General features: G+C 67.4%; 28 protein-coding genes and 1 rRNA gene. 15 read left to right on the plus strand and 14 right to left on the minus strand.

Annotated features, from left to right (window positions below; genetic code table 11):
* Positions 1–29 precede the first annotated feature (29 nt).
* Both QSK35_RS22710 and QSK35_RS22715 read left to right on the plus strand, forming a co-directional pair.
* Positions 30–449, plus strand: a complete 420-nt coding sequence (locus tag QSK35_RS22710) for an acyl-CoA thioesterase (protein WP_285749390.1) — start codon at positions 30–32, stop codon at positions 447–449.
* Between the two features lie 103 nt (positions 450–552).
* Positions 553–930, plus strand: coding sequence for a hypothetical protein (locus QSK35_RS22715; RefSeq protein ID WP_285749393.1), 378 nt, complete (start codon positions 553–555; stop codon positions 928–930).
* Positions 931–1,019: 89 nt separating this feature from the next.
* Here QSK35_RS22715 and QSK35_RS22720 read toward each other — a convergent pair whose 3' ends face one another.
* From QSK35_RS22720 to QSK35_RS22755, 8 genes are all read right to left on the minus strand, one after another.
* Positions 1,020–2,069 carry a hypothetical protein gene (locus tag QSK35_RS22720; RefSeq protein ID WP_285749395.1) on the minus strand — a complete coding sequence of 350 codons (1,050 nt, stop codon included), beginning with the start codon at positions 2,067–2,069 and terminating at the stop codon, positions 1,020–1,022.
* A gap of 2 nt (positions 2,070–2,071) precedes the next feature.
* Positions 2,072–3,979, minus strand: a complete 1,908-nt coding sequence (locus QSK35_RS22725) for a coiled-coil domain-containing protein (RefSeq protein ID WP_285749396.1) — start codon at positions 3,977–3,979, stop codon at positions 2,072–2,074.
* A 63-nt stretch (positions 3,980–4,042) separates the two neighbouring features.
* Entirely contained in the window at positions 4,043–6,499 is a 2,457-nt protein-coding gene (locus QSK35_RS22730) for a hypothetical protein (RefSeq protein ID WP_285749397.1), read from the minus strand.
* Positions 6,496–7,212: a hypothetical protein gene (locus QSK35_RS22735; RefSeq protein WP_285749398.1), complete on the minus strand. Its 717-nt coding sequence runs from the start codon at positions 7,210–7,212 to the stop codon at positions 6,496–6,498. The genes QSK35_RS22730 and QSK35_RS22735 overlap by 4 nt, the downstream gene beginning before the upstream one ends.
* Positions 7,209–8,774, minus strand: a complete 1,566-nt coding sequence (locus QSK35_RS22740) for a hypothetical protein (protein WP_285749400.1) — start codon at positions 8,772–8,774, stop codon at positions 7,209–7,211. Before QSK35_RS22740 ends, QSK35_RS22735 begins: the two co-directional genes overlap by 4 nt.
* 100 nt (positions 8,775–8,874) lie before the next feature.
* Positions 8,875–9,099, minus strand: coding sequence for a hypothetical protein (locus tag QSK35_RS22745; RefSeq protein ID WP_285749402.1), 225 nt, complete (start codon positions 9,097–9,099; stop codon positions 8,875–8,877).
* Between the two features lie 330 nt (positions 9,100–9,429).
* Complete coding sequence (locus QSK35_RS22750) at positions 9,430–9,840, minus strand: type II toxin-antitoxin system VapC family toxin (protein ID WP_285749405.1); 411 nt, start codon at positions 9,838–9,840, stop codon at positions 9,430–9,432.
* Complete coding sequence (locus QSK35_RS22755; RefSeq protein ID WP_285749407.1) at positions 9,828–10,106, minus strand: type II toxin-antitoxin system Phd/YefM family antitoxin; 279 nt, start codon at positions 10,104–10,106, stop codon at positions 9,828–9,830. The genes QSK35_RS22750 and QSK35_RS22755 overlap by 13 nt, the downstream gene beginning before the upstream one ends.
* Before the next feature lie 73 nt (positions 10,107–10,179).
* Between QSK35_RS22755 and QSK35_RS22760 the strand changes: the two genes are divergently transcribed.
* Positions 10,180–10,905 (plus strand): DUF72 domain-containing protein, encoded by a 726-nt coding sequence (locus QSK35_RS22760; RefSeq protein WP_285749409.1) that lies wholly within the window; start codon positions 10,180–10,182, stop codon positions 10,903–10,905.
* Positions 10,902–12,713: a glycoside hydrolase family 5 protein gene (locus tag QSK35_RS22765; RefSeq protein ID WP_285749411.1), complete on the plus strand. Its 1,812-nt coding sequence runs from the start codon at positions 10,902–10,904 to the stop codon at positions 12,711–12,713. The genes QSK35_RS22760 and QSK35_RS22765 overlap by 4 nt, the downstream gene beginning before the upstream one ends.
* Here the strand turns inward: QSK35_RS22765 and QSK35_RS22770 are convergent.
* A complete protein-coding gene (locus QSK35_RS22770; RefSeq protein WP_285749413.1) occupies positions 12,650–13,411 on the minus strand; it encodes an arylamine N-acetyltransferase family protein in 762 nt (253 codons plus the stop codon). The genes QSK35_RS22765 and QSK35_RS22770 overlap by 64 nt on opposite strands.
* Here QSK35_RS22770 and QSK35_RS22775 point away from each other — a divergent pair.
* From QSK35_RS22775 to QSK35_RS22810, 8 genes are all read left to right on the plus strand, one after another.
* Positions 13,402–14,232 (plus strand): DUF72 domain-containing protein, encoded by an 831-nt coding sequence (locus QSK35_RS22775; RefSeq protein ID WP_285749415.1) that lies wholly within the window; start codon positions 13,402–13,404, stop codon positions 14,230–14,232. The genes QSK35_RS22770 and QSK35_RS22775 overlap by 10 nt on opposite strands.
* 30 nt (positions 14,233–14,262) lie before the next feature.
* The gene (locus QSK35_RS22780) at positions 14,263–14,631 is read left to right on the plus strand and encodes a peptidase inhibitor family I36 protein (protein ID WP_285749417.1); all 369 of its coding nucleotides are present in this window, start codon (positions 14,263–14,265) and stop codon (positions 14,629–14,631) included.
* Between the two features lie 107 nt (positions 14,632–14,738).
* Positions 14,739–17,147 carry an AAA family ATPase gene (locus QSK35_RS22785; protein ID WP_285749419.1) on the plus strand — a complete coding sequence of 803 codons (2,409 nt, stop codon included), beginning with the start codon at positions 14,739–14,741 and terminating at the stop codon, positions 17,145–17,147.
* Positions 17,144–17,521 carry a hypothetical protein gene (locus tag QSK35_RS22790; protein WP_285749421.1) on the plus strand — a complete coding sequence of 126 codons (378 nt, stop codon included), beginning with the start codon at positions 17,144–17,146 and terminating at the stop codon, positions 17,519–17,521. Before QSK35_RS22785 ends, QSK35_RS22790 begins: the two co-directional genes overlap by 4 nt.
* A 7-nt stretch (positions 17,522–17,528) precedes the next feature.
* The gene (locus QSK35_RS22795; protein WP_285749423.1) at positions 17,529–18,362 is read left to right on the plus strand and encodes a metallophosphoesterase family protein; all 834 of its coding nucleotides are present in this window, start codon (positions 17,529–17,531) and stop codon (positions 18,360–18,362) included.
* Positions 18,359–21,016, plus strand: coding sequence for an ATP-binding protein (locus tag QSK35_RS22800; protein ID WP_285749424.1), 2,658 nt, complete (start codon positions 18,359–18,361; stop codon positions 21,014–21,016). The genes QSK35_RS22795 and QSK35_RS22800 overlap by 4 nt, the downstream gene beginning before the upstream one ends.
* Positions 21,017–21,145: 129 nt before the next feature.
* Positions 21,146–21,781: a hypothetical protein gene (locus QSK35_RS22805; RefSeq protein WP_285749425.1), complete on the plus strand. Its 636-nt coding sequence runs from the start codon at positions 21,146–21,148 to the stop codon at positions 21,779–21,781.
* 192 nt (positions 21,782–21,973) lie between these two features.
* The gene (locus QSK35_RS22810; protein WP_285749427.1) at positions 21,974–22,894 is read left to right on the plus strand and encodes a helix-turn-helix domain-containing protein; all 921 of its coding nucleotides are present in this window, start codon (positions 21,974–21,976) and stop codon (positions 22,892–22,894) included.
* Here the strand turns inward: QSK35_RS22810 and QSK35_RS22815 are convergent.
* Positions 22,872–23,363, minus strand: coding sequence for a Gmad2 immunoglobulin-like domain-containing protein (locus QSK35_RS22815; protein WP_285749429.1), 492 nt, complete (start codon positions 23,361–23,363; stop codon positions 22,872–22,874). The two genes, QSK35_RS22810 and QSK35_RS22815, sit on opposite strands and share 23 nt — an antisense overlap.
* A 152-nt stretch (positions 23,364–23,515) precedes the next feature.
* Here QSK35_RS22815 and QSK35_RS22820 point away from each other — a divergent pair, with 152 nt between their 5' ends.
* Entirely contained in the window at positions 23,516–24,388 is an 873-nt protein-coding gene (locus QSK35_RS22820) for a hypothetical protein (RefSeq protein WP_285749431.1), read from the plus strand.
* A 4-nt stretch (positions 24,389–24,392) separates the two neighbouring features.
* Here the strand turns inward: QSK35_RS22820 and QSK35_RS22825 are convergent, their stop codons facing one another.
* Entirely contained in the window at positions 24,393–24,932 is a 540-nt protein-coding gene (locus tag QSK35_RS22825) for a hypothetical protein (protein WP_285749433.1), read from the minus strand.
* A gap of 57 nt (positions 24,933–24,989) precedes the next feature.
* A complete protein-coding gene (locus tag QSK35_RS22830) occupies positions 24,990–25,169 on the minus strand; it encodes a sigma factor-like helix-turn-helix DNA-binding protein (protein ID WP_352244139.1) in 180 nt (59 codons plus the stop codon).
* A gap of 176 nt (positions 25,170–25,345) precedes the next feature.
* Here QSK35_RS22830 and QSK35_RS22835 point away from each other — a divergent pair, with 176 nt between their 5' ends.
* Positions 25,346–25,693, plus strand: coding sequence for a nucleotide pyrophosphohydrolase (locus tag QSK35_RS22835; protein WP_285749435.1), 348 nt, complete (start codon positions 25,346–25,348; stop codon positions 25,691–25,693).
* Complete coding sequence (locus QSK35_RS22840; protein WP_285749436.1) at positions 25,690–26,277, plus strand: LURP-one-related family protein; 588 nt, start codon at positions 25,690–25,692, stop codon at positions 26,275–26,277. The genes QSK35_RS22835 and QSK35_RS22840 overlap by 4 nt, the downstream gene beginning before the upstream one ends.
* Here QSK35_RS22840 and QSK35_RS22845 read toward each other — a convergent pair.
* Positions 26,274–26,441, minus strand: coding sequence for a hypothetical protein (locus QSK35_RS22845; RefSeq protein ID WP_285749438.1), 168 nt, complete (start codon positions 26,439–26,441; stop codon positions 26,274–26,276). The genes QSK35_RS22840 and QSK35_RS22845 overlap by 4 nt on opposite strands.
* Before the next feature lie 193 nt (positions 26,442–26,634).
* Positions 26,635–26,751, minus strand: a 5S ribosomal RNA gene (rrf, locus tag QSK35_RS22850).
* Positions 26,752–26,764: the final 13 nt, after the last annotated feature.

Below are 26,764 nucleotides of genomic sequence, written 5' to 3' on the forward strand. Positions count from 1 at the left end.
CGCGGCCCTCACCAGCGATGATGAGGATCATGACTGCTTTCGACGGCGTGGCGCCCTGCTTCTCGTTCACCCCGCGCTTCTACGAGATCGACGGCCAGGGCGTCATGTTCAACATGTGGTACCTGGCCTACGCCGACGAGGCCGTCGACGCGTTCTTCGTCGAGCGCGGCCTGCCGTACAAGGACTGGCAGGGCATGGGGTTCGACGTGCACGTCGTGCACGTGGAGCTCGACTTCGCCGCCGGGGTGAAGAACCGGGACCTGACCGAGGTCCTGGTCAGCCCGTCCCGGATCGGCGGGAAGAGCTTCACCCTCGACTTCGCCTTCCGCCGGGACGGGGACGTCACGTGCACCGGCCGCATCGTCTACGCCACGGTGTCCACCGAGGGCCACGGCACCATCGCGCTGCCCGCCCGGCTGGTCGAAGCTCTCGGCGAGGTCCGCGGATGACAATCGGTCCACAAGTGGTCTGAGAACGGTCTGCCGACCGGTCATCCCCGGTTTCTACCTTCTGCACATCGCAAATCCGCCTCCGGCAGAAGGAGAAACCCCGATGTTCGCCAAGATCGCCACCGCCACCGTTGCCACCGGCATCGCCCTGCTCGCCGCCTCGACCTCCGCGTCCGCCTCGCCGCAGATCACCAAGACCCTCGTGCCCGGTGAGCAGTGGTGCATCGGTCAGTACGCCTACTTCCAGGCGAGAGGCGACGGGATGGCCACCAACCAGGGCGCCAAGTTCAAGCTGCAGTACAACGGCGTGACGATCCCGTGGACGGGCTCGCCGGGCCTGGTCACCAACTGGGCCGCGGAGGTGCGCTCGTCGCTCGGCACGTTCCCCGGCGCCGGCTACTACAGCGCGTGCGCCACGAACAACGGCACCATGAACACGAAGGTGACGCTGCAGATCCGCACCGACGGCGAGTTCTACTGAGTCGGGTCAAAGTTGTCGGGCACTCCCGTGCAAAGCAAAGCGCGGGCGTGCCTGACAGCACGCGTTCCGAACGCTCCCGGTCGGCGTCATCAAACTTGATCGAGCACGTCCCCACGGATCATGAGAAGGTCATAGCCGATTGCTTCCTGCGGATATCGGACTCCACTGGCCAACGCATCACATCCTCTTTGGGCGAGAGGTCCAAGCCATGCCGAAGCTTCGGCAGCCACAGCCATGGTTACCTGCGTGGCAGACCGATCGCACCCCAACTCAAAGAGCACCTCGTACAGAGGCAACGCTGGAACAACGGCAGGCAACCCAGCGCGAGTCGCAGCGATACTCGCCGCTGCTGGAATCTGCAGACCCTTTAGATCCACGTCGCCGAAGTACACGATGCGATCCGGTAGTGGAGACAACAACGGCACGGACAGAACCGCTGATGGAAACTGACTACCAGTGCCATAGCCGACGTGTCGCCCTGGACCGCCAGCGGCTGCGCGCTGTCGCGTGACTTCCAGCAAGGACGCGTAGGTGTGGTGGTTCTCTGCGATGAGCAGCGCCACACCTTTGACGTCTTCCGTACCTGGAATCCACTGGGAGACAAACGGAATGGGCACCGTGTGACAGCGCAGGAGGCTCAGCGTGAGTGCGCCGGAGGTGAACATCCGCGTCGTCACGAGCCCATCGAGTCGTTTCTCGTCGCCAAAGAGCTCCAACGAGCGCTCTCTCATCGGCACGCTCGGACGGCTCTCACCTCCGTCGCGGAGAAAGGCTGCCACTGTCTCAAGCAATGCGATCTCGTCATTCCTGGTCGCTATCCGGCCAGCCACCTCCAGAGATTGCGGCCAAACGCGCGCGGCCTTAGCCTGGCGAGTGACCTGCTCACGCGGTGGACGACGCACCCACATGGGCAAAGGCGGTACGTCTCTTGTGTCGAAGTGCCTCGACGAAACCGGAAATGCCACCATCCCGGCGGTGACAAGCTCATCTAGCGCGTCACGAATCTCTCGACGTGCAGTCGGCGCTGTCGCGAGACTGCGATCGAAGGCAGTTGCCGCGGCGTATAACACCTCTGTGTCGATCTTTTGCCGCGGTGCCGCTAAGACGTGATCAGCGAGATTTTGGGCGAGTGAGCTCAACTTCACGATGCGGCGCCGTTCATCGACTCGTCATGCGTTACACGCACGCCCGAGATACCTTCGAATGCCGATCCGAAGCGTTCCTCCAGCACGACATACCGCCGCGTACGAAGCGCTCCCGGTGCGTTCCGCATCCGCAGCACGTTCGGAAACTGTCCGACCGCGCCGAGGTCTTCCACACCAGTCGTGTAGACGAGCTGTACCCCGTGCGCGGCTGCTACGTCACGCTGCAGCCGTAGCAGCGCCACATGGCTGGCTGTGCCCAACGGGTTGTCCAGCACCAGAGTGCCACCAAGAGCTCCCTTGCCCCGGCCGCGGTTGACCGCACGCAGCCGAGCAAGCGTGCAGTACAGCGCGACGCACACCGTGAGCTTCTCGCCGCCGGAGAACTTGCCGAGGCGCGTCACATCGACGGGCTCGACGGCCAGATCACTATTCGGTTTGAGCACCTTGACCGTGAAGCCGCGCGGAGCGACCGCCTCATGCACACATCGTTTGACCAGGGCAAGACCTTCGGGTTTCGACTTCTCCGCGACGATGCGATCCACCACCGCGTCGATCCTGGCGTGCAGATCCTCCTCACTACTGGGGCGGAAGAACCGGATCCGGAGAAACTGCTCGTTCGCCCAACCGCCCAGGGTGCCGGGCAGCTTCGAGTGCCGGTTGGCGGACTCCAGGTTCGCGAGCACGGTCTGCACGAGGGCGGCGATCTGGCGCACCACCAACCGCTGGTCTCTCCCGATATCGGCGAGCTGCCCTTCGATGGTTGTATGACGCACACGCATCTCGTCAGCACGAGCAGCAGCTCGCTCAGCAAGCACCTTCGTGTCGTCGCCCGTGAACCGATCTCGGATAGCGTCCGGGATACTGGAGAACCGGGTCTCCGACGCAAGCCGGCGCACCGACTGCGTCGCGTCGTCCAGCTGCCGCCCGGTCGAAGCGGCGGTCTCGATGGCGACTGCCAATGCGCCGAGTACCGTCCGCGTTTCGCTTTCGGCCTGCGCGTCGTCACCAGCGAACGCTGTCACGCTCTCGGGCACAACGGCAGGTACAGCGGCATCGGCGAGACGATGTGCACGCTGACCGAACACCTGTGCCGCGGTGCGGGCGTCAGTTGCGGCAATGCCCGCTTCGTCAGCATCGCGGTGCAACGCTGTCACCCGTCCACTCATCTCGGTCGCTGTCGCCGCCTGTTCCTCGGCAAGTTCACGCGCTTCCTCTTCCGTAGCGGGCTCGACGTCGAGCTGGGCATGCCGCAACCTGTCACGCGGCGTTCGGGCGACGACTTCCTGCCTGGCTTGATCAAGCTCGAACTCGAGACGGCTTAACACCAACCGCGCTTCCTCAGCCTTCTCCCTTGCCTGTGTCCGTGCCGCGACTCGACGTTCCCGGTCCTGGCCGTCGGGAGTACCGAGCAACGCCGTGGCTCGTTCACGAACATCATCCGTACAGCCCGCGAGCTCATGCTCAGCCCGTTCGGCGCGCAGACCAATATTGGCCAACCGCTCGGCGAGCACGGACTGCGCCGCAACCGTGTTCCATTGCGACTCCAAGTCGTTGAAGCGACTTTGTAGCAGAGACAACGGTTCATCAGTCTCCGCAACGACAGCCCCGCGCTCCGTGTCGAGCAAGGAAATCGAGCTGTTGTCACGGTCATACCGCGCCTTGTTGGCCTTGTGTGCCTCGACCTGGCCCCGCGCTGTACGCCCTGCCTCCCGAAACCCTTTCGCACGGATAGTTGCCTGTTCAGCGATCTCGGTGTGCGTACGGACATCTCGATCGAACTGCTCGATGGCACTCTCGATCTCTGGTAGCTCACAGACCTGAGCGGCGAGGGCTTCCAGTCGGTGGATCTTCCCTTCGAGCGAAGCGAGTTGACCGGTCAGAGCCTCCTCGGCGGCGGCGTCCAACAACTCCTGCTCGTCGAGTTCCTCGATCTGGTTCTTGAAGTCCTTGGCGGCAACGTCGATGTCCTAGATTGTCTGACGGAGCACGTCGATGGTGTTCTCCAGCGCGTGCAGGTGACCCGCTGGACAGTCGTTCAGCAAGGATTCCAACGTGCCCAGCAGCACCCGGTCGGCATGAGCCTGCTCGTGAAGCTCGGCAATCCGCTGGTCCTGGGTATCGCGACGCAGTTCGCGTTCAGTGCGAGCGCTTTCAGCGACCGCGGGGTCGAACAGCGCCAGATCGTTGGGAACGACCCACCACGCAGGATTCGCAGCGTGCAGGGCCTGCTGCATTTGAGACGCGGTCGCAACAGTCACGTGAGCGACTGGACGCCATCCTTGGGTGTTAAACGCCGCGCGGACGTTGGCGGCGTCGGAATCCGCAACAACCACTCCTGCGGCGAGCTCCGCGACAACCGGGTTCTCCAAAGCCATCGCACGGTCCGACTCGGGCACCAGGTCGCGAAACAGCTCCCACCCAGGTCGGGCCACCACACCGTGACATGCTGCGGCGATCACCTCCGCGGCGCGCTGGGCCTCGCGAGTAGTGGGTAGAAATGTTTCGCTACGCAGACCTTCCAGTGCGCGGTCGTCGTCTGCCGCGTCGACCCGAGTGTCCACAATGGCCAATTCGGCCGTGGAGACCGCATGGGTGAGCGCTGCCCTCAGATCGGCTGCCTCTGCCCACAGATCCAGCCGCCCACCGTCATCGAGCTGCATGAGTTCGCCAAGCCTGGTGTCGGTGGCAAGCGCATCGACACGGTCAGTCAATTTCCTGTGCTCAGCGGCAAACTGGTCCCGCTCGGAAGCCTTAGTGGCCGTTTCGGCGACTAGCTTCTGACGCTGGGCATCCAGGGACCTGCGCAGCCCTGGCCGATCCGCTCGTCGCTTCCGCACGCCGTCAAGCTCGGCCTGGGCCGCACGCTTGGTCGCTCGCGTTTCCGCGAGTACGACCGCAGGAACCGCATCCTGATCCGGCAAGTCGCCTCGGGTCACCGCGACCTCGACCGCACTGTTGATCTCTATTACTTTGCCTCGCAGGTTCTCGGCGCGGACCTCGGCCTCTGTGGCCAGCTTCTGGTTGTCTCGCGCCCTGCCTTCTTCGGTCTCAGCTTCGAGATCAGCTTCCTCTGCTGCCATCGTCTGCTGTTCCTCGGAGGTCCGTTCTGCAGCGGAAAGCGTCGTGTAGCGGGCCTTCAACGCGGCCGCGGCGTCGTCACGCGCCACGCGCAATGGAGCGGTCTGTCGTTCCTCCTCTGCCATCTGCTTACGCACGGACTCAGCTTCGTAGCCCGCCTCAGCCAAGTCAGCCAATGGCCCAACGGCATCCCAGGCGAGGGCCTCGTCCTTGGCGTCATCAGAGAGCTCTGCCGCCGTGTCACGGGCACCGATCGCAGTAGCCTGACGATGGGTGGCTGCGATCCTGAACAGCTCGTTTGCTACGTCGTTGACTCGATTGCGCTCACGATCCAACTTGAGCGCCTCTGCGCGGAGACGTTCCTCTTCTCCGGCAAACCACTCATGGTCGGACTCTTGAGCCGCCGCCGTACTACGAAACGCACCGGCGAGACGAGCCGCAGCCTCCCTGGCCTCCGCGGCGTTCCCGTCTGCCCTCGTGGCCCGCCCGTGTCTGTCAGCAAGCGTGTCAAGCCTGCCCGCCATCTCGGCGCAGAAGTCACGATCGACGAGCAGATCCGCTTTGCGGCCGATCACCTCGATGATCTTCCGCAGGTTCGCGGCAACAAGGTCGGGTTCGGCAGCGTCAACGGTCAGGTCGATCAGAAAGTCGATGAACTTGCTGGTGGAGCTGAACTTGAACAGCTCGGCGACGCCGCCCTCCGAGTGGTTCATCTGCTTCTGATAGCTGAACAGCGCGGGATCCAGGCTCCGCGAGGTGAGCGTCTCCATCCACTGCTTGCGCTGGTCGGTGATCGCGAACGACAGCTGCTGTGGCCGCGCGGCCGCGATCTCTCGCAGTGACCGGACGAAGTCAGCCATCGGCTTGAGGCGGCCGGACTCATCGTGTACGGGAAGGCTGTCGAGGTCGAGCACTCCAGGCACCGCGAAGAACGTGTAGTACCACCCGTTGAGCTTGTCGCGATCACGGTCAGGGTCGACCGGCTTGCGCCGGTCGGTCCACTCATAGACGGCTCCGGTGATGAGCCTGGGCGGCGGGAGCAGGCTGTCGCCGGACTGTGCGACCCATTCGGCGACCGTGTGGCTCGTGTCGCCGGACGCGATGTAGTCCTCGAGATACCGGTCGACGGACTTGCCCATGAAGTCTTTCCGTAGAGGCAGCAGCAGGGCGAAGAACAGGGAGAGCAGGCTGGACTTGCCGCCACCGTTGCGCAGCCAGAGGATCGAGTCGACCGGTTCGGCCGGACCATCCACACCGGACGCGGACACGTCCAGCGTGAGATCGGTGAACCGAGCGGCGAGGTCGCCGACGCTGGCCAGCCGGAGCCGAGAGAGCTGATAGGTCACGATGTCACCTCATCGCGCCGGATAGTGGCAAGTAGGTCGTAGGTCTCGTTTCCGGCGAGCTCTTTTGCCTGGATACGAAACCGTTCCAGCAGCTGAAACGTCTCAGGTCCACGATTGGGCACGAGCCTCGCCAATCCCTGGTCGACCATCCAGTTGAGCACGTGAGCCACCCAGTAGGTCGACGACGCCGGGGAGCGACGTGCCTTGCCCTTTCCTTTGTCCGCCTTGTATGCGGGCGAAAGTCGATCGTAGGAACGCCACGCCTCGTCGAGCGTCTCGTCGTCGGTCGGCATGCGTTTGAACCGCTCGCACACCTCACGGATGAAGCGCTCGATCTCGTCGACGGACACCCATCGCACCCTGTCGTCGTCGAAGTCCGCGGGAGTCGGATACGCATATGCCGCGATCCCCGCGCTGACGAGTCCGACCAACAGTCGGTCTGTCACACCGCTGACGTTCGGCAGGTCCGATATCCGGTAGGCGAAAACCGATTCGCGGCGCACGCCGAGCACCAGTCCGAAGTCCGTGTCCGAGAGCACTCGCACGTCAAGCCCGTCCAGGACGCTGTCCACCGCATTGCGAAACTCCACATCGGCGCGATAACGCCCCAGCAGGGCCCGATAGTCGGACTCCGCGCCGGGACGCGTCTTCGGGCGCAGCGCACAGCCGATGAGCACCCCCACATCGGCCAGATCGCGCTGGCTGAGCGTCATGAGGCCTCCCGATCCCGTTGAGCGGCAACCGAATACGTCTCGGCCCACCGCGCGAGTGCTTCCTCGTCCTGGGCGACGATGAGGTCGTCACCAGACCAGCCAGGCATGCTGATCAGGGCGCCATCCGCGTCGACGGCCGCTGTCGGCCCCAGCACACGGGCGGCGGCGTCCACCGCCGTGGACAGGTCCTCTGTAGTTTCCGGCGCGTAGTTCCACAGCACAGCCAGCACGATGAGTCGTTCGACCGCGGCAGAGTCGACCCCGTCCGGAAAGTCGGTGGTCCGAGCCGCGAGCAACAGATCGGACAACCTCGCGGGAAGCCCTACGCCGTCAACCACACGCGCGGCGGCTTCCAGGACTTCAGGTGGCACGGCGGGAGGATCCGGATCGCCGAGTTCGTCATCGGGTGCGGGCGGTTCCTCCGGCGTGGGCTCGCGGCGCGGAGCGAGCAGGTCGTCGACCAGGTCCGCAAATCGGACCAGAGGCTGAACCTGGGTGCCGGCCAGCAATATCGCGAAGGTCTCGGCTGGATCCACGGCGACGTCGACCGGCAAGGACAGCAGCGGGAGGAACACTCCGTCGGTGATGTCGGGATTACGCAAGCCGCCGACCGGGCGGAACGACTGACGCGTCTGCTCGTCAAGGAAGACCGTCCGTGCGCTGACGAGTTTTCCGTGCAGCTCGGTGTGTCGTTGGCGGCACTCCTCCAGCAGCCCCGCGATGCGGGCAGCCGCGGTGGCGACCGTAGGCTCGGTGTCGGTGGCGTCCAGCGCGCCACGGACGTGTTCGAGCAGCTTCGACTCCCCGGCGAGCCTGTCCTCCAGATGCGCGCGGTTGCGTTCCAGCTGTTCGGGCACCTGCTCGGCCCACTGAGTGAGCACCGTCCGGATGTCCCGCGTCGTGTCGGCTAGAAGTGTCCGGAGTTCGTCGGCGTAACGCACGGACAGCAGCCGTGATCGTTCGGCTGCCTTCTCCGCCTGACCGAAGGCCCCGCGTTCGAGCTGCCGGGCCAGCATCAGCTCGATCGCGGCCTGTTCGTCCTCGACATCGAACTCCAGCCCACCCACCAATGCGTTGATGGCGTCCGTCGACGCGCGCAGCACGTTGACGCCGCGGGTGTGGTCCTCATGCTCGGTGAGCAGGCGGAACTCGGCCGTGGTGTATCTGTGCCGGACGGCGCCGTCGTCGGCGCGTGCGAAGGTCGACACCTGGTAGCTGAACGGCGCTTCTCGCTCCTTGCGGTTCAGCAACGCGTCCACCACGTATCGTGCGACGGCATCATGTTCGTCGAACGAACGCTGCGGGTGGACGTTGGTGGCCAGCGCCGCGAGTCCGGCAACCGCCTCGTCATAGGTGACCTCGTCGTCGAAGCCCTGCCTCGCGATGACCGTGTCGATGGCGGTCAAGGCCAGGGTCACGACGTCATAGCCCTGTTCGCCCCACGTCTGGCGGGCGGCGTTGTCCGCCGCGTCGGCCACCGGCCGGGCACGCAGCAGCGCCCGGACGCGGCCGCCGAACGATTCGTCGAAGACGGCCCGCCCCACGGTCGAAGGCTCACTCACCCGGTGCCACCCCCTCGGTGTGCCGGCTACCTCACCGTACGAGCGACCACCGACAGTTCTCGGCGCACATGCCCCCGCGAGCACCCGTTCAGCCCAATGGTCACACCTGTTCGCGTGAATGGTCGACACAGACGGTCGCGGCGACAGCGATGTCGAGCATCTGCCAGGTCACCTGCCAGATTTTGATCGCCGGAACACCTGCGGCGGTTACACCGACAGGCAGCAGCACCGCAGCCACCCAGAAAGGTCCACCGAGCACCGCGACGAGCACCCCGCCCAGCACGGCGAGCGTTCCTGTCACGAACATCGGGACGAACCAGCTCAACCACCTGCTGGCACAGCGAATCACCGCACAGCGTTCCACGCCGACGGCAGATGTAGTCGCGTTGCCAGTCCGGCAACTCCCGCGCGACGTGCAGCAGTGTGACCGACCTGAAACGCAGGGCACCTGGTCGAGTGGATGGAAGGGTCGTTGTCGAGGGGGCGCTGGATGTCGATGGCCAGGTCCAGGAACGGCAGCGCGTCTCTGCTCAACTCTCGTACGAGCACTACGAGTTGGCGCTGGAGGCACACAGAACCAGTCGCCCGCTCATGGTCACCGGCAGACTGCGTCACACCGGAGGATCACCAGAGATCGTGACCGTGACGCGCGTTGTCATCGAATAGTCGCCACCGCGATCACCTCGACCAGGCGCTCGATGCCCGCGAAGTCACGGACGTTGCTCGTCAGGACGGGCATCTCGTGAGCCGCGGCCGTGGCGGCGATCTGCAGATCCATTCGCCGCGGCCGCGGGCTGCGCCCGTTGCGCCGGACCAGGGCGGCCATCTGCCCGTAGATCTCGGCCGCCCGGACGTCGAACGACAGCACCTCGAACTGGTCGCGCGCGGTGTAGAAGCGCTCGGAGCGCGCGAACCGCTCCACCGGGTCGTCGATGTCGAGCCCGAACGCGAGCTCGGCGATCGTCACCGCGCTCAAGAACGGCTGCGCGTCGGCCAGGTCTCCCAGGTCGACGCGCTCCAGCCGGATGACGACGCACGTGTCGAGCAGAACGTTCACCGCTGCCACGGGTCTTCCGGCTCGTCGGACCCGAACACCGCGTCAGCGGCCCGCCGGTCGGCCTCCCACCGTTCGAGGTCGACGGGCGGCAGCTCGCGGAACTTGGCCTGCAGCTCACCGAGCCTCGGCAGGTTCCGCGGATCGCCGGCGTACGGCGCCAGGGTCGCGACCGGACGACTGTTGCGCGTGACGACGAAGCTCTCGCCCGCCTCGACGCGCCGCATGATCTCCGCGTTGTCGTTGCGGAGCTCGCGTTGTCCGATGGTGTCAGTCATGGCACCACTGTAGCCCAATCCGCAAAAAGGTGCTACAGATGCGCTACGCCGATCACAGGGTACCCCGCACGTCGTGAGGAAGATCAGGATCGGCACGTCCGGCTGGGCCTACCCGGAGTGGCGCGGCGACTTCTACCCGCGTGGCCTGCGCAAACCGTTGGAGTATCTCGCCGAGCGGGTCGACTCGGTCGAGATCAACGGCACGTTCTACTCGCTGCGCACACCCGAGAACTACCGGAACTGGGCCGCGCAGACACCGGACGACTTCGTGTTCGCGGTCAAAGGGCCGAGGCTGATCACCCACATCCGCCGGCTCGCAGACGTCGACGAGGCGCTCGACCGGTTCACGAAGTCGCTCGACCTCGGGCACCGGCAGGGTCCGATCATCTGGCAGCTGCCGCCCACGATGAGATTCGACCGCGCCGTGCTCGACACCTTCCTCGGCAGGCTCCCGGCCGGCCGCCACGCCGTCGAGGCGCGCCACGAGTCGTTCCGCGACGACGAGTTCCTCCGGACGTTGACCAACCACAACGTCGCCAACGTCATCGCCGACTCGCCCGGCACGTTCCCGTGCATCGACGCGATCACCGCGGACTTCGCCTACGTTCGCCTGCACGGCAACGAACGGCTCTATTTGAGCAGCTACTCAGACACCGAACTGGACGAATGGGCCGCGAAGATCCACGACTGGACCATCGACGGCTATGTCTACTTCGACAACACAATGGCGGCGGCCGCGCCTCGAAATGCCATGTCCCTGGCGCAACGGCTCCGCGCGCGGCTACCTTCCGGAACGTGAAGTCAGTTCGCATCCTGGCCGCGGTCATCCTGACAGCCGCGGTCGTCCTCCCTGCGCAGGCCCAGGCCGAGACCTGGTCCGGCCCGCTGAGCACCCGCGGGCGCTACATCGTCGACGCCAACGGCGCGCGCTTCAAGCTCAAGTCCGGTAACTGGCACGGCGCCAGCGGCACGTGGAACGGCACGGGCGACATCACCGACCCGAACAACCACCACGCCGGCGAAAAGGCCGACCAGGTCCCGCTCGGCCTCGACCGGGCCACCCCGGAAGAGATCATCAGCGGTTTCCAGGAGCTCGGCATCAACAGCGTGCGGCTGCCGTTCTCCAACCAGATGATCAAGGACACGCAACGGGTCCAGAACCTCAAGGACCCGAGCCTCAACGGCAAAACGCCCCTGCAGGTGTACGACGCCGTCGTACAGATGCTCACCGCGAAGCAGATCGCGGTCATCCTCAACAACCACACGAACACCTCGCGCTGGTGCTGCGGCGTCGACGGCAACGAGCGGTGGAACACCAGCCAGACCACGCAGCAGTGGATCGACGACTGGGCGTTCATGGTCAACCGCTACAAGGCCAACAAGCGCGTCGTCGGCGCGGACCTCTACAACGAGGTGCGCCGCAACGTGTGGGACGACCCGAACTGGGGCCGGGGCGACTCGCACGACTGGCGGCGAGCGGCTCAGGAGGCGGCCGACCGGATCCAGACGACCAACCCGGACATCCTCGTCATCGTCGAGGGCATCAACTGGACCGGCATCCCGGTCGACGGCCTCCCGCACGGCCGGCCGACGCTCGAACCGGTCCGCAACCTGAGCCACACGCTGATCAGGCCGGACAAGCTCGTCTACTCGGCACACTTCTACGGCTACACCGGCCCGAACCACAGCGGCGCCACGGGCACCGGCGAGACGCACGACCCGCGCTACCAGGACCTCACGTCACAGGAGCTCAGGGACACGGTCTACCGCCAGGCGCTCTATGTCGCGCTGGAAAGCCAGAAGCACTTCACCGCACCGGTCTGGATCAGCGAGTTCGGTGTCCTGGGCCGGGGCAACACCGACGCGAAGTCCAGGGCGTGGTTCGAGAACTTCGTGAACCTCCTCGTCGAGACCGACGCCGACTTCGCCTACTGGCCGCTCGTCGGGTTCCACCAGAACCGCACCGGCAACAACTGGGCGTTGCTCCACTGGGACGCGAACGGCAACCGCGCGGGCCTCTACGACGGCGACGACTGGCGCGCCAGCGCGTGGCAACGACTGATCAACGCACCCGCGAAGCCGGCACCGAACACCAGGCGCTGGAACATGCTCACCCTCGACTTCGCCGACCATGTGCAGTCCCAGCGGATGCGCACCCGGCCGGACTGGAACTCCGGCGCCCGCAAGGGCGTGTGCCCGGACGGCGAGATCCTGGCCGGGCTGAGCCACACCGGCAACCGCGGGCTGTGCACCGAGGGTCCACAGTGGACCGAGACGACGGTCGTCAAGGACGAGCGGTTCGTCGAACAGGACTGGGCGTCCGGCTACACCAAGGTCCAGTGCCCGCGCGATCACGTCGCCATCGGCTACAGCGTCCGCGGCAACGCCTTCGACGCGTTGCTGTGTGCCCGGACGACGACGGGCACCTCAGCCAGGACACTGTGGTTCGACCGCGGCGACAACCGCCCGGACCTGGGCGGCGACTTCGCGTACGGGCACTACAAGGGACAGTGCGCGACCGACGAGCACATCGCCGGTGTCGCCTACACGGGCAGGGTCGGCTCCGGCAAGAGCCCGGACGCGCTCTTCTGCCGGAAGTCGGTGTGAGGCAGCTCGACGCCGAAGTACTTGCGCAGCACGGCAGGCACGTCGTCCACCGGAGTCTCCTCCCGTGAGTCACCGGACGTCCGGATCAGCTTCGTCCCCGCGAAGGTGATCCGGCCGTCCGGCAGGGCGATCGTGCACATCGGTTCCTTGAGGAAGTGCGACTCCGGCGCGGTCTGCATCCACCAGCAGGTCGGGATGAACTGGTCCAGCGTCCGCTCCCGCGGTTCCAGCCGGTACTGCGGCTCGCCGTTCTGGTGCACGTCGATGTCGCCGTCCTCGGTGTCGTGCAAGCGGAACACGCCGGACGGGTCGACCTGGTCCTCGCGCGAGTCCAGGCGCAACGGCCGCATGGCGAACCGGCCGAAACCCACGTCGCACAACCACACGTCGTCGACCTGCAACGCCACATGGTCGAGCGGCGCGCCGATCCGGTCCGGCAGGAACACCCTGCAGGCCAACAGCTTCACGTCGTGCCCGAGCGAGCGCAGCAGCGCCGCGAACGCGCCGTTGAGCTCGTAGCAGAACCCGCCGCGCCGCCGCCCCACGACCTTCTCGAGCAAGAGCGACTCGTCGAGCACGATGCGCGTGCCGAGGTGGATGTCGAGGTTCTCGAACGGCACGGTCAGCAGGTGGCGCTCCTGCAGCTCGGCCAGCGACGAGTCACGTGTGGCTCCGATCCGCGCCAGGTATGCGTCCATGCCACCATGGTGCCGTGGGCGAGGTGCGGATCGGCACGTCGGGGTGGGTCTATCCGCCGTGGCGCGGCACGTTCTACCCGAAGGGCGTGACGCAGAAAAAGGAGCTGAGCTATCTCGCCGGCCGGCTGAACAGCGTCGAGATCAACGGCAGCTTCTACTCGCTGCAAACGCCGTCCAGTTACCGGAAATGGGCCTCCGAAACCCCGGACGACTTCGTGTTCGCCGTCAAGGGCAGCCGTTTCATCACGCACATGAAACGGCTCAACGACCCGGAGACGGTCCTGCCCAACTTCCTCGCCTCCGGCGTGCTGGCGCTCGGCCCCAAGCTCGGCCCGATTCTCTGGCAGCTGCCGCCGACGTTCCGGTTCGACGCCAAGAAGCTCACCAACTTCTTCGACCACCTGCCGCGTACCACCACCGACGCCGCGAAGATCGCCGAGGACCACGACGAACGCGTCGAGGACCCGCACACGACGACGGACGCGGACCGCCCGTTGCGGCACGCGCTGGAGATCCGGCACGACAGCTTCAGGGGCAAGGAGTTCACCAAGCTGCTGAAGGATCACGACATCGCCCTGGTGATCGCCGACGCGGCCGGCAAGTACCCGCTCATCGAGGAGGTCACGTCCAGCCTCGTCTACATCCGGCTGCACGGGCACGACGAGCTGTACGTCAGCGGTTATACCGACGAGGGCCTGGACATGTGGGCGAAGAAAATTCGCAAGTGGTCGAAGAATCACGACGTGCACGTCTATTTCGACAACGATGCGAAAGTCATGGCCCCGCGCGACGCGCTCGCGCTGCGGCAGCGTCTGAGTTAGCAGACACTCGGTGGACGGGAGGTGGCGCCCATGTCCACGAAGGTGCTGATCGCGGCGATCATCGTGTTCACCGGCGTTCTCGTGGCACCCGCGAGCCAGGCCCAAAATGATCAGACACAGAATGATCAGACCTGCGACAAGGGCGAGTTCTGCGTGTGGACCGCCGCGCAGTACCAGGGCCAGGCCAAACGGCTCGACCTGGAGACCGCGAACCCGAGTGAGTGCATCCCGCTGGGCCTGGAGGGCAGGTCGTTCGCGAACCGGCTGAGCCGCGACGTGAGCGTCTACCAGAGCGAGACGTGCTCGACGGAGGCCGAGTTCACCACCTATCCGAAGAACGGCACCTACGTTCCCGATGCCTATTTCGTGATACGTGCGATCACTGTCTGGGAACCCTGATAGTTCCTCACCCTATACATCGCCACCCGATCGTGTGATGACCCTTCAGTAAGTCTCAAATGGTGCCTAAGTTGCCGCCCTATCGAGTGGTGGCAGCTGGAGGCAATGTGACCGTGGCGGGTGAAGCCGGGTTACTCGACTTACTGGCCAGCCGACTGGCCAATGATGATCTGACACCGCAGGCGAAAAAGCTCGTGCTCGCGGCATGCCAGGGGGAAGCGGCTCTGGACCGCGTCCTGGACGGCATCCCGGCACCGGAGGAAGAGCCTGCGCGGCGGTCGGCTGGACCGGGTACGGGCATCTTCGTGTCCGCGATCAGGGTCCGCGGGTTCCGGGGCATCGGTCCCGAGGTGGAGCTGCCGCTGGCGCCCGGCCCCGGCCTGACCGTCGTCGTGGGCCGCAACGGCTCCGGCAAGTCGAGCTTCGCCGAGGCGGCCGAACTGGCGCTGACCGGCGACAACGCCCGGTGGACGCGGGCACAGCACGAGGTGTGGCGGCAGGGCTGGCGCAACCTGCACAGCGCCGAGGACACCGCGGTGGCGTTGTCGATCGTCCGTGCGGGCGCCTCCGAGGCGACCACGGTGCAACGGGTCTGGCACGCGGACGAGCCGCTGTCCGGCGGCACGTGGACCGAGGAGGGCGCGCCGTTCGACGAGACTCGGTGGCGCGACGCGCTGGAGACCTACCGGCCGTTCCTGCCCTACAGCGAGCTCGGCACGGTGCTCGACGCGCAGCCGGACGAGCTGTACGAGGCGCTGCACCGGCTGCTCGGCCTGGAGGCCATCACCGAGGCGCAGAACCTGCTCGCGGACCACCGCAAGCGGCTCGCCGAGGTCGTCGCCCGGCCGTTCGACCGCAAGGAGCGCGTCCGGGCCGAGCTGGCGGCCTCGTCCGACGAACGCGCGCGGCACGCCGCGCAGCTGCTCGGCCAGGACATCCCCGATCTCGACGCGATCGCGGACCTCGCGCTCGGCGCGGACGTGGGCGGTGGCGGGATGCCGCTGCTGCACCACGTGATCGACATCCAGCTGCCCGGCGAGGACGAGGTCGAACGCTGCCGCGAGAACCTCGACGCCGCGCTCGGCGCGGTGACCGTCGTCGCGACGGACAACGCGCAGGACTCGTTGCGCTGCAGCGAGATCCTGCGCCTCGCGATGCAGCTGCACGAGTCCGGCGGAAACGCGCAGTGCCCGGTGTGCGACCTCGGGCGGCTCGACGGGCTGTGGCACGCGAAGGCCGCCGAACGCGCCGACCGGCTCGCGACCGCCGCGGCCGAGCTGCACACCGCCGCCGACCGGCTCGACGTCGCCGTGGCCGCGACGCGGGCGCTGTGCCAGCCGCCGCCGGACGCGCTGGCCCAGGCCAGTGGCGTGCTGGACACGTCGGCCGTGCTCAACGCGTGGATCGCGTGGCAGGACTGCGCGGCGATCGACGACCCGGTGCGGCTGCGGAGCGAGCTTTTCGACCGGTATGCCGAACTCGTCGTGGCGCTGGACGCGCTGCGGGCCGTCGCGCAGGAGCAGATCGACCGGCGCGACCTGGTGTGGCGGCCGATGGCGATGGCGTTGTTCGAGTGGCACTCCCAGGCCCAGCAGGCGCTGGCCGACCTGGAGGTGCTCGGTGACGTCACCGAGGCGGAGAACTGGATCCGCAAGACCGCCGCGACGCTGCGGGCCGAGCGGATCGCGCCGTTCGCCAAGGAGTCGCAGCGGATCTGGCAGCGGCTGCGGCAGCAGAGCAACGTCGACCTCGGGTCGGTGCGGCTCGGCAACACGCGCCAGGTCGAGCTGGACGTGTCGGTCGACGGCATCGGCAATTCCGCGCTCGCGGTGATGAGCCAGGGCGAGCTGCATTCGCTGGGGCTCGCGTTGTTCCTGCCGCGGGCGATGGTCGACGAGAGCCCGTTCCGGTTCGCGATCATCGACGACCCGGTGCAGGCGATGGATCCCTCCAAAGTGGACGGACTGGCGCAGGTGCTCGCCGACGTCGCGCTGACCAGACAGGTCGTCGTGTTCACGCACGACGAGCGGTTGGTCGAGGCGCTGCGGCGGTTGCGGCTGACGGCGACGGTCTGGGAGGTGTGCCGCGGCGAGGAGTCCGTGGTGCAGGTGCGGTTGTGCGACGATCCGGTCGGCCGGTGCCTGTCCGACGCCCGTGCGATGCGGATCGACGAGGACCTGCCGGAGGCGTTGCGGTCGGAGCTGGTGGCGTCGTGCTGCCGGTCCGCGCTGGAAGCCGCGAGCCACGCCAAGTTCCGCCGGGAACGGCTGGGGCGCGGCATGCCGCACGCCCAGGTCGAGCAGGTGCTCGAATGCGCGCTGACGACCAAGCAGAAGATCACGCTCGCGGTGCTCGACGACATCGGTGAGACCTCGAGGTTGTTGCCGCACTTGGAGAACTCCGTCGGATCGTGGGCGGTCGACCTGCTGCAGGCGTGCCGCGTGGGCGGGGACTGCGGCGATCTGGACGTGCTGATCAGGGATACCGAGCTGTTCGCGGGGTGGCTGCAGAGATGACCGTGGAACAGGACGTGCGCGATCGGCTCACGTGCGTCCGCAACCTCCTGGACAGCGGCCAGCCGCTCGATGGTGTGCGAATCCGCTGCTGCGCCGAGCTTTTGCGCACCGCGGTCGAACGCGCCGTGATGCTGACCTGCGGTTCCGTGCGGCCGGTGCACGCGTTGCTGCTGCAGCTCCCCCGTTACGTGGACGCCGACACCGCCGTGGACGTCTCCCAGCTCTGGCACGCGCTGGGCCGCGCCACCCGGCAGCACGGCTACGAGGTCACCCCCACCCCGGACGAGCTGCGCGGCTGGCACGCCGACGTCACCGCCGTGACGACCGTGCTGCTGTCGACGTTCACCCTGTCCGGCATCATCGATCTGTCATGAGGCCCCGGTGAAACTGCTCCTGTTCGCGGACCTGCACCTCGACACCAACTTCGACCACAACGGTCCCGCCCGCCGCAAGGCGCAGCGCGAGACGCTGGGCCGCATCGTGGAGCTCGCCTTCGAGGAGAAGGCGGACGCCCTGCTGTGCGCGGGAGATCTGTACGAGCACGACCGGTTCTCCCCGGACACCGCGGCCTTCCTGCGCACGGCGTTCGACGTCGACCTGCGCGTGTACCTGGCGCCGGGCGACGACGACTGGTACGGCCCGCAGAGCCTCTACCAGCAGGTGGACTGGTCGCCGAACGTGCACGTGTTCACCGAGGACACGCTCGAGCCGGTGGACCTGGCCGACGGGATCACCTTGTGGGGCGGGGCCAACTGCGCGCCCGCGCCCGCCAAGGGGTTCCTCGACGGGTTCGCCGTGGCGCGCGGCGGGGTGAACCTCGCGCTGTTCCACGGGCCTGAACCGGAGGACATCGCGATCACCGGCCTCGACCACGCGTTCCTCGGGCACGTGCACACGCCGTCGCACGCACCGCACCACACCTATCCCGGCAACCCCGATCCGTTGACGCCGGGGGAAACCGGTGATCGTGGCGCGGTGTTGTGCACGGTGCACGAGGACGGCACGGTGTCGCGCAAGACGTTCGACGTCTCGGCCGGCCGCGCGCTTTTGATGCCGCCCGCCGAACCGTCGCCGGTGCCGCTGCACCTGGGCGCGCTGGCGGACGAGCGGACCGTGCGCGGCCAGTTCGTGCGCGACGTCGAGGCCTCGTCGCTGGATCTGCCGACGAAGGCCCGTGTGCTGGCCATGGGACTGCGTGCCCTGGAGGAACGATGAGGATCGAAACCGTTACCGCACAGGCCTTCGGTCCGCTGGCGGACCGGACGATGACGTTCTCGCCGGGTCTGACCGTCGTCGCCGGCGCCAACGAGTCGGCCAAGTCGTCCTGGCACGCGGCGATCCGCGCGGCGCTGTGCGGCTCGCCCGCCGAGCGCTACCGGCCGTGGTCCGGCACGCCGTGGCGGGTGTCCGCGACCGTGGAGATGGCGGACGGCCGCCACGTCGAGCTGGATCGCGCGCTGGACGCCGACGACTGCCCCGACGCGTCTACCTGGCTGGGCCTGGACCGCACGTCGTTCGCCGCGACGGCGTGTGTCGACCAGGCCCAGCTGCTCGGCGTGCTGGACGCGGCGGACGGCCTGCAGGAGCAGCTGCGCCGCGCGGCCGCCACCGCGGGCACCGACCGTTCGGCCACGGAGGCGTTGGCACGCCTGAAAGATCCGGCCGATGCGTTGCGCGCGGCGCGCAACCGATTACGCGAGGCCGAGACCGACCTCGCGCACGCACGCCGCGCCCACGCCGAGTACCTGGAGCTCGCCTCACGAACCGCGCTGGCCGCCCGCGAAGCCCAGGCGTTGGCCGCGCGCGAGGCCCGCAAGGCGTTGGAGGAGCACACGGCCGAGCTGATGGAGCACGCCTCCCGGCTGGCCCGCGCTCAGGAGCTTTACGATCGTTTCGGCGACACCCCACCGTCCGGCCTTGCCGCACAGGAGGAACTGGCGCGCCAGGTGAACGCGGCGCTCGCCGCGTGGCGCGCGGCCCCGACCCCGCGCCAGCTGACCGGTCCCGGTGTGGCGGAGATCGAGGCGGAGCTGGCCGCGTTGCCTCCCGATCCGGACGGCCCGCTGGAGGTCGAGGACGAGATCCGTTCCCTGGCAACGTCTTTCGAGGCGGCTGTGGCCGTTCTCGAAGCACATGAACTGAAGCAGGCGGGCGTCGACGTGACGACGTCGGTCCCACCCGCCCAGCTGCGCGAACTGGCCGGCATGCTGGATCCGGCGTCGGGCGGGCGGCTCACCACCGCCACCATCGCGGTCGACAGCGCGCGCCAGCAGCAGGACGAGGCCGCCGCCACAGCCGCGCGAGCCCAGGTCGAATCGGACGTCGCCACGGCCCGCCTGCACGAACTGGGCGAGCCGCGCGGCGCGGTGGCACGCCCACTACTGCTGTGCCTGGGCGCGGCAACCGCGGTGGTGGGCGGGCTGCTGCTGTTCGTAGGCCAGGGCGTACCCGGCGTCGGCGTACTCGTCGCGGCCGCGTTCGCCTTCCTGGCCGGCATGGTGATCCGCCGCGACATTCCCGAACACGACGCCGCCATGAACTACGCCTCGCGCGCGCTCGCGAACGCCAACGAGGCCCGCACGGCGCTGTTCCATGCCGACCGCACCCTCGCCGAGGCGGAGGGCCAGAAAGCCGTGGCCGTCGAAGCCGCCCGAGTCCACGACGAGACCGCCACCCGTTGCACGTCGCTGGGCCTGCCCTCGGACCCCGACGTACTGCGCCTGCTGGCGGACCGCTCTGGCTGGGAAGCCGAGCGCTCCGCCTACGTCACCCGTGTCTCGGACTGCGCGGAGGCCGTGCGTTCGGCGTTGACCGCGCGCGGCAAGACCGAGCCTTCGATGTCGGTCGCAGACCTGTTGGTGGACTACGAAACCGACTGCAAGGTGCGCGCCCGCCAGGCCACCATGGCCGCGCAACGGCCCGTGCTGACGCAGGCCCTGGCCGACCGCTCCGCGGCCGAGGCCGCCGTGGTCGAAGCCGCCGCGTTGCGCAAGTCCGCACTGTCGTTGTTGCGCTCGGCGGTCACGGCCATCTCCGGTTCCGCTTCGGGCGATCCGGTGGAGCTTCTGAAGGTCATCGCCGACTGGCAGCGCGGCTGGGAGAGCATGCTGCGCACCGCCGAGTCCGAACGCAACGACTGGGCCGAGCTCACCATGTTGTTGTCCGGCACCACTTTGGGCGCCCTGTCGGTCCGCCAGGCCGGGCGCCGGGAACGCCACGCCGTGCTGCTGGCCGAGGCCATCCGGCTCGGCGAATGCCACGCCGAGGTCGATGCCGAGCTGGCCGCTTCGGCTCCCGCCCTGGCGGCCGCGCTGGCTTCCTGTTCGGTGCCCAGCGTGCCCGATGCGGAGGAAGCCGTTGCCGCCTGCGCTTCGGCGTTGGCGCGGCTCGAGGAGCACGCCGCTATCGTTGTGCTGACTACTTCGTTCCTTTCCGCCGCGGCGGAGAAGGTGTACAGCGATCTGGCTCCTGTGCTGGAGGAGTCGCTTCGGGTTTGGTTGCCCGTGGTGACTTCTGGGCGCTATGTCGATGCTCGGGTTTCCGGGTCTACTTTGGACGTTTCGGTGCTTTCTGCCGGTGGTTCGTGGCAGCCGGCGGTGTCGCTGTCGCTTGGGACGGCTGAGCAGGTCTACCTGTTGCTGCGCTTCGCTTTGGCGCAGCAGTTGACTTCGGAGGCCTGTCCGTTGTTGCTCGATGACGTGACTGTGCAGGCGGACGATGCGCGCACGTTGGCGATTCTCGACCTCTTGCTCGCTCTGTCGGAGGATCGGCAGATCGTGCTGTTCGCGCAGGAGACCGCGGTGCTGGAGTGGGCGCTCGAGCGACTGCCGGATTCGTCGGTGCACCAGCTGGAGCCGGTCACGACGTGAGGAATCGCTGGTCGGGTCGCACTTGGCCCTGAACCTGAGCACGGCGACCAGCCTTCTCACCCGCCAATGAGATCACGACCGAAGGCCGCCCGCCCGAAATTGTCAGACCCCGCCGCTACCGTGCGAGACATGACCAAACCCGCACTCCGCCTCCAGCCGACCATCCACGACAAGCTCGCCGACCTGGGCCTGCGCCTCACCCACCTGGACCAGGCGATCTGGGCGGGCATCGACGCCCGAGCCGCCTCCCCGCCCCACGGCCCGACGAACGGCCCAGGCCTGCTCGACTGGATCCACCGAGTCGGCAAGCTGCGCTCACTGCTGGTCGCCGAGGGCTGGAAGCGCCTGGACCAGTGGAACGCGGGCCTGGTGCGGCACCCGACCCTGCCCATCGTGCTGGGCACACTCCAGGGCAACCGCAACACCGGCGTGGCGGACGCACCCCTGCGCTCGGACTACGCCAAGGGGCCGGCGATCGCGGCCATGATGCGGGACAACGACCACGACCAGTTCAGCCTCTTCGAGACGATGGCCCACAAAGAGGGTCTGAAACTCTGGTTCCTGGTGACCTACCCGCTGCAGCTCGAAGACCGGCTGGTCGTGCTGCGCGAGGTGTCCCAACCCGAACCGACGCCGCAGGGCCAGGTCATCGAACGATGGGCGCACCGGATCACGTTGCCACCGCTGGAGTTCCCGCACGTGCACGCCCGCAACGCCAACGGGCCGGACGACGTCGACTTCCCCATCGCGCTGAAGAACCGCTGACACCCCGCAGCCAGATCATCGAACGCTGGGCACACCGAATCACAGTGCCACCGCTCGGGTTCCCCCACGTGCACGCTCGCAACATCGACGGACCGCAGGGTCCCCATCGCGCTCAAGAACCGCTGACACAGCAACAGGAGGTGACACCCCGGCTGGCGCAGCCGCCGCACGAACGACGACAATGACCCGATCATGCTCACCCCGTCCCGACTCACGCTGGCCAGGCAACGCCGCGGCCTCACCACGGCAGACCTGAGCCGCAGGACGGGCCTCGCCCCGAGCACGATCACGGCCTACGAGCGGGGCACGCGCCAACCCACCCCACCCACAATCGAAAACCTGTCCGCGGCACTGGGTTTCCCGCAGGGCTTCCTCACGGCGCCGGAGCCTCCGGATCCGTCCGCGGTCCCGCGGGGCGCGGCAACGGCGGCGCAGCTGGCGATCGAGTTCAGCGCCTGGCTGGACGAACGCTTCACGCTGCCCGCCCCGGACGTGCCCACGCACGAGCACCCGGACCCGGAGACGGCGGCGGAGATGGTGCGCGCCAGGTGGAATCTCGGGGCCCACCCGGCACCGAACATGGTGCAGCTGCTGGAGTCCCGCGGTGCGCGTGTGTTCTCGACACCGGCGAACTGCGCGGGAGCGTTCTCGTTCTGGCACCGCGGAACGCCATTCGTGTTCCTGGACCCGGCCACGCCACCGCACCGGGCGAGGTTCGACGCGGCGTGCGGGCTCGGGCACCTCGTCGGCCAGAGCGCACGGCCCTTCGCGGCCGCGTTTCTCATGCCGCGCAAGGGAATCACGGCGACGAGCGTGACCGCGCACGTGCGGGAACACGCCCGGCACTGGCACGTGGACCCGCTGGCGCTCACCTATCGCCTGCGGGACGCGGAGTTGCTCACGCACGACCAGTACCGGGAGCTCTGCGCCAGACTCGCCACCGAGCCGGCCACCGGGCGGCGCGAGACGTCAAGCCTCCTGCCACGGGTGTTTCGCGCCCTGCGCGAGCAGCAGATCACGCCACATCACGTGGCGCGAGAGCTGCTGCTCGACGTCGAGGAGCTGAACGGTCTCGTCCGAGGACTGACACTCACGCCTGCGGCACGCGGATGACCATGCCCGGCGTGATGAGGTTCGGGTTGGTGATCGTGCCGGGGTTCGCCGCGACGAGCCGGTAGTAAAGGTTGCCGTTGCCGTAGTACTTCTGCGCGATCCCCCACAAGGTTTCGCCGGCGACGACGACGTGCTCCAGGTAGTTGCGATAGCCGGGCACGATCAGCGGCCCGTACACGACCGGCACGATGACCTTGTCGAGTTCAGCGCCGTCTTTGGGCGACGTCCAGAACACCTCGACGAAGATCCGGTTGAGCTGGAAGCTCGCCCCGGCCACGCTGACGTGCAGCTGGAACTGGCCGTGACCGCCGGCGCCGTCACCCGCGGTGAAACCGCCGGTCACCTCGTCGTGCCCCTCGGTCACGCGGTAGTTGAACGCCGCCTCGAACGCGCCTCCGGCTACGCCGGCGATGAGGATGTCGCTGCTCACCAGGTCGTTGGCACGCGGTTGCTGGACGTCGATCGACATGGCACAGGCCTCCCGTCCTGTTGACCCCAGGCACTCGGACCATCGCTCTGCGGCGCCGCTCCATTTCACTCGATCGGGTACAGATGGAAACGGCGCGCGCGTCGGACCCGACAGATCGCATGACAGCCGTGTCGGAACCAGGGGGTTCAGCAATGGCGACGCAGGAGCGCTCGGACACGTCACCCACCGCGGCACTGATCCTCGTGGTCGTCATCGCCACGATCCTCACGTTCACGTTCGGCCGGACGGGTCTGCTCGCCGCGGTCGGCCTGTTCGTGCTCTCCGTCGTCGCGGCGCGGTTCATGCACCGCACGCCGGCGACGCCGGTGCCCGCGCGGCTGCGGCGGCTGTCGACCGCCGGGCGGCTCGCCGTGGTCGGCGAGCCGCGTTACCAGCAGACCATCAGGGACTTGGCGTGTGCGGGCAACGCCGAGCCGACGGCCGTGCTGGTTCCGGAACCTCGGAACCGGCACGACCGTCGGGCAGTGCGCGTCGACCTGCTGCGCAAGGACGGCTCCGCGACGACCGTCGGCTACCTGATGAAGGACGACGCCCGGCGCTACCAGCCGAAACTGCTCGAGCTCGCGCAACGGGGCGAAGCCGGCTCGTGCCCCGCGCGGATCGTCGGCGGCCGCAGGCAGCACTACGGCGTGCACCTGCACGTCGGCGGCCCGGAGATCCTGCTGTTCGACCACGACGGCCTCGGCGACGCGCCGACCATGCCCGCGGACTACGCCGTCAACGTGATCAGCTCGGCCGACGACCAGGAGATCCTGCGCGACATCTCCGCCGGACGCGCGGTGCACGTGATCGCCGAGCTGCGCGACTGCCAGATCGGCACCGGGATTCACGAAGGCGCCCGCACGCTCGAGGTCGTCCTCGACGGCGAACGCGTCGGCGAACTGCCCTACGCCACCGGCCAGCGGTACGCGGCCGTCGTCCGCGACTGGCGCAAACGCACCGGCCGCGCGCTGTGCGAGGCGGTCGTGATCAGCCGCTCGATCAGGCTGTTGCTGCCCAAGTAGCGGCTCACCACTTCCACGGCGGCGGCGCCTCACCACCTGCTGCCCGGTACCGCTCGGTGAACTCGTCCAGTGCCTCGGTGATCTCCCCGTATCGCACGACATCACCGCTCTCGACGGTGCCGCAGTTCATCACGAACACCACAGACCGCTCTGAACCGTCCGGATACCCGAACTTCAAACCGGTACTGCGCGCGAAGCATCCGGCGTCACGGGCCTCCGGGTGCGCCGCGACGAAGGCGTCGTGATCCGGCCGATAGACGCACAGAGTCCCCCGGACCGCCCCGTCTGGTACCAACAGCCCAGGTGCTCCCTGCCCCATCTTGGGAACCTCGTCGGCGTACGCCGGACACGTCGGCGACGGCCCCGCACCCGAGGTGAACGGCTCGACCGGCTCGCCTCGCGGCCAGGCGGGCACCACCGCGACCGGAATCACGATCAGCACCACGGCAGACCCCGCCATCGTCATCCGACGCCGGCGGTGCAGGCGTACGGCCCTCCGGCGCACCTCGTGCACGCGGTCTTCGGGCTCGGCCAGGTCAGGCACCGCCCGGTCAGCACCCTACGGACCTCGTTCTCGTTCACCGCTCGCCTCCTCGCCGGATCAGGTCACGGAGGTTGTCGTCGGTACGCAGCAGCGCCAGTGCCCGGCTGGTGTGCGTTTCACCGCGCCGACCAAGCAACCAAGTACCACCGCGGTGTCATCGACAGACCGGTCTTCGAAGAACCGCAACACCAGCACAGCACGCTGGCGCTTACTCAACCGCGCCAGACCTCCCTGCACTCATCGCCGATCGCACTCGGCGCCAGACCGTTCGGTCCCGCCCCATGCCGTCAGATCGCGTGCGAAGTCGGGCATCCCCGTCGCGGCCGCGTCCCGTGTAGCTGAGTCCGAAAAGGACAGCGCGGTCGTGTCAACCGCGTTCCATGTTCGATCGTCCAATGTGATAGCTCTGGTCCATGAGTCTGGAAGACCTGCGTGACGCGCTCCGTGACTTTGCCGCCGCCCGCGACTGGGACAGCTACCACACGCCGAAGAACCTCGTCATGGCGTTGTCCGGCGAGGTGGGCGAGCTGACCGACCTCTTCCAGTGGCTGACGCCCGAGGAGGCGGCAAACGCAATGCGGGACCCGGAACTTGCCTGGAACGTCCGCGACGAGCTCGCCGATGTGATGCACTACCTCGTGCGCCTCGCCGACAAGCTCGACGTCGACCTGATCGAGGCAGCTTTCGCGAAGATCGAACGAAACGAGAAGCGTTTTCCGACCGGCGACCTGCGGCCGGTCGACGAGGGGAGAGCTCGATGATGCCGGGCCCGCGGGCGATCCACGTCCACCAGAAGATCACCATGATGATCAACCGCTACGAGATCTTCATCGACAACGCCGGCGTGCCCGGCGACCTGATCGCCTTCGTCGAGCAGAAGCGGTTCAAGTTCAAGGAACAGGTCACTATCTACACCGACTCGAGCAAGTCGCGCGTCCTCGCGGAGTTCAACGCACGGCGCGTGCTCGACGTCGGCAGCGAGTACGACGTCACCGACGAGCAGCAGCGTCCGATCGGGTTGTTCCGAAAGGACTTCGGCAAGTCGCTGCTCCGATCCACTTGGCACGTCGAGCAGCCGGGCTGGGGCGCGGCCACGGGCGCCGAACGGAGCCAAGGCATCGCGATCTTCCGCCGGGTATGGAACTTTCTGCCTTGGATCAGCGACTGGCCGTTCCCGATTCGGTACCACTTCGACTTCGTCACGCCGAACGGCACGCCGGCGTTCTCCGTCGACAAGAAGACGTGGGTGCGCGACCACTACCTGGTGAGCATCCTGGACCCGGCCCTCGACGTCAGGCTGGTAATCGCGCAGGCCGTTGCCCTTGACGCGCTGCAGTCTCGTTAGAGGTAGGTCAGGAGGATGAGGATCAGGCACACCAGCAGCAGGAACCCCAGCAACGCCGCCATGAGCTGCGGTGACGCGGGTGCCGGCTCGCGGGAGTGCCTGCCCCGCTTCCTCCGCCCTCGCCGCCACGGCACCGGCGCCTCCCCTGCCCACTGACCGTCCATGACGATCACCGTAGGGACGGGCAAGGCGAGCAGGGCTCATGTCACCCGGTCGCTCACCGAGCAACGCCCGGTCGGCGGTAAGGCGATGCGCGTTCGTAACCTTTCGACACACTGAGCTACGAACATGAAAAAACCCGCGAGGGGCGCCGGGAGCCTTGTGGGCTCGACCTGCGCCGCCTCGCGGGCACAAATTGTTCGGCGGCGACCTACTCTCCCACACCGTCACCAGTGCAGTACCATCGGCGCAGAAGGGCTTAACTACCGGGTTCGGAATGGGACCGGGTGTTTCCCCAACGCTATAACCACCGAAACACTATGGAATT

This window comes from Lentzea sp. NBRC 105346, assembly GCF_030269605.1.
Taxonomy (GTDB): Bacteria; Actinomycetota; Actinomycetes; order Mycobacteriales; family Pseudonocardiaceae; genus Lentzea.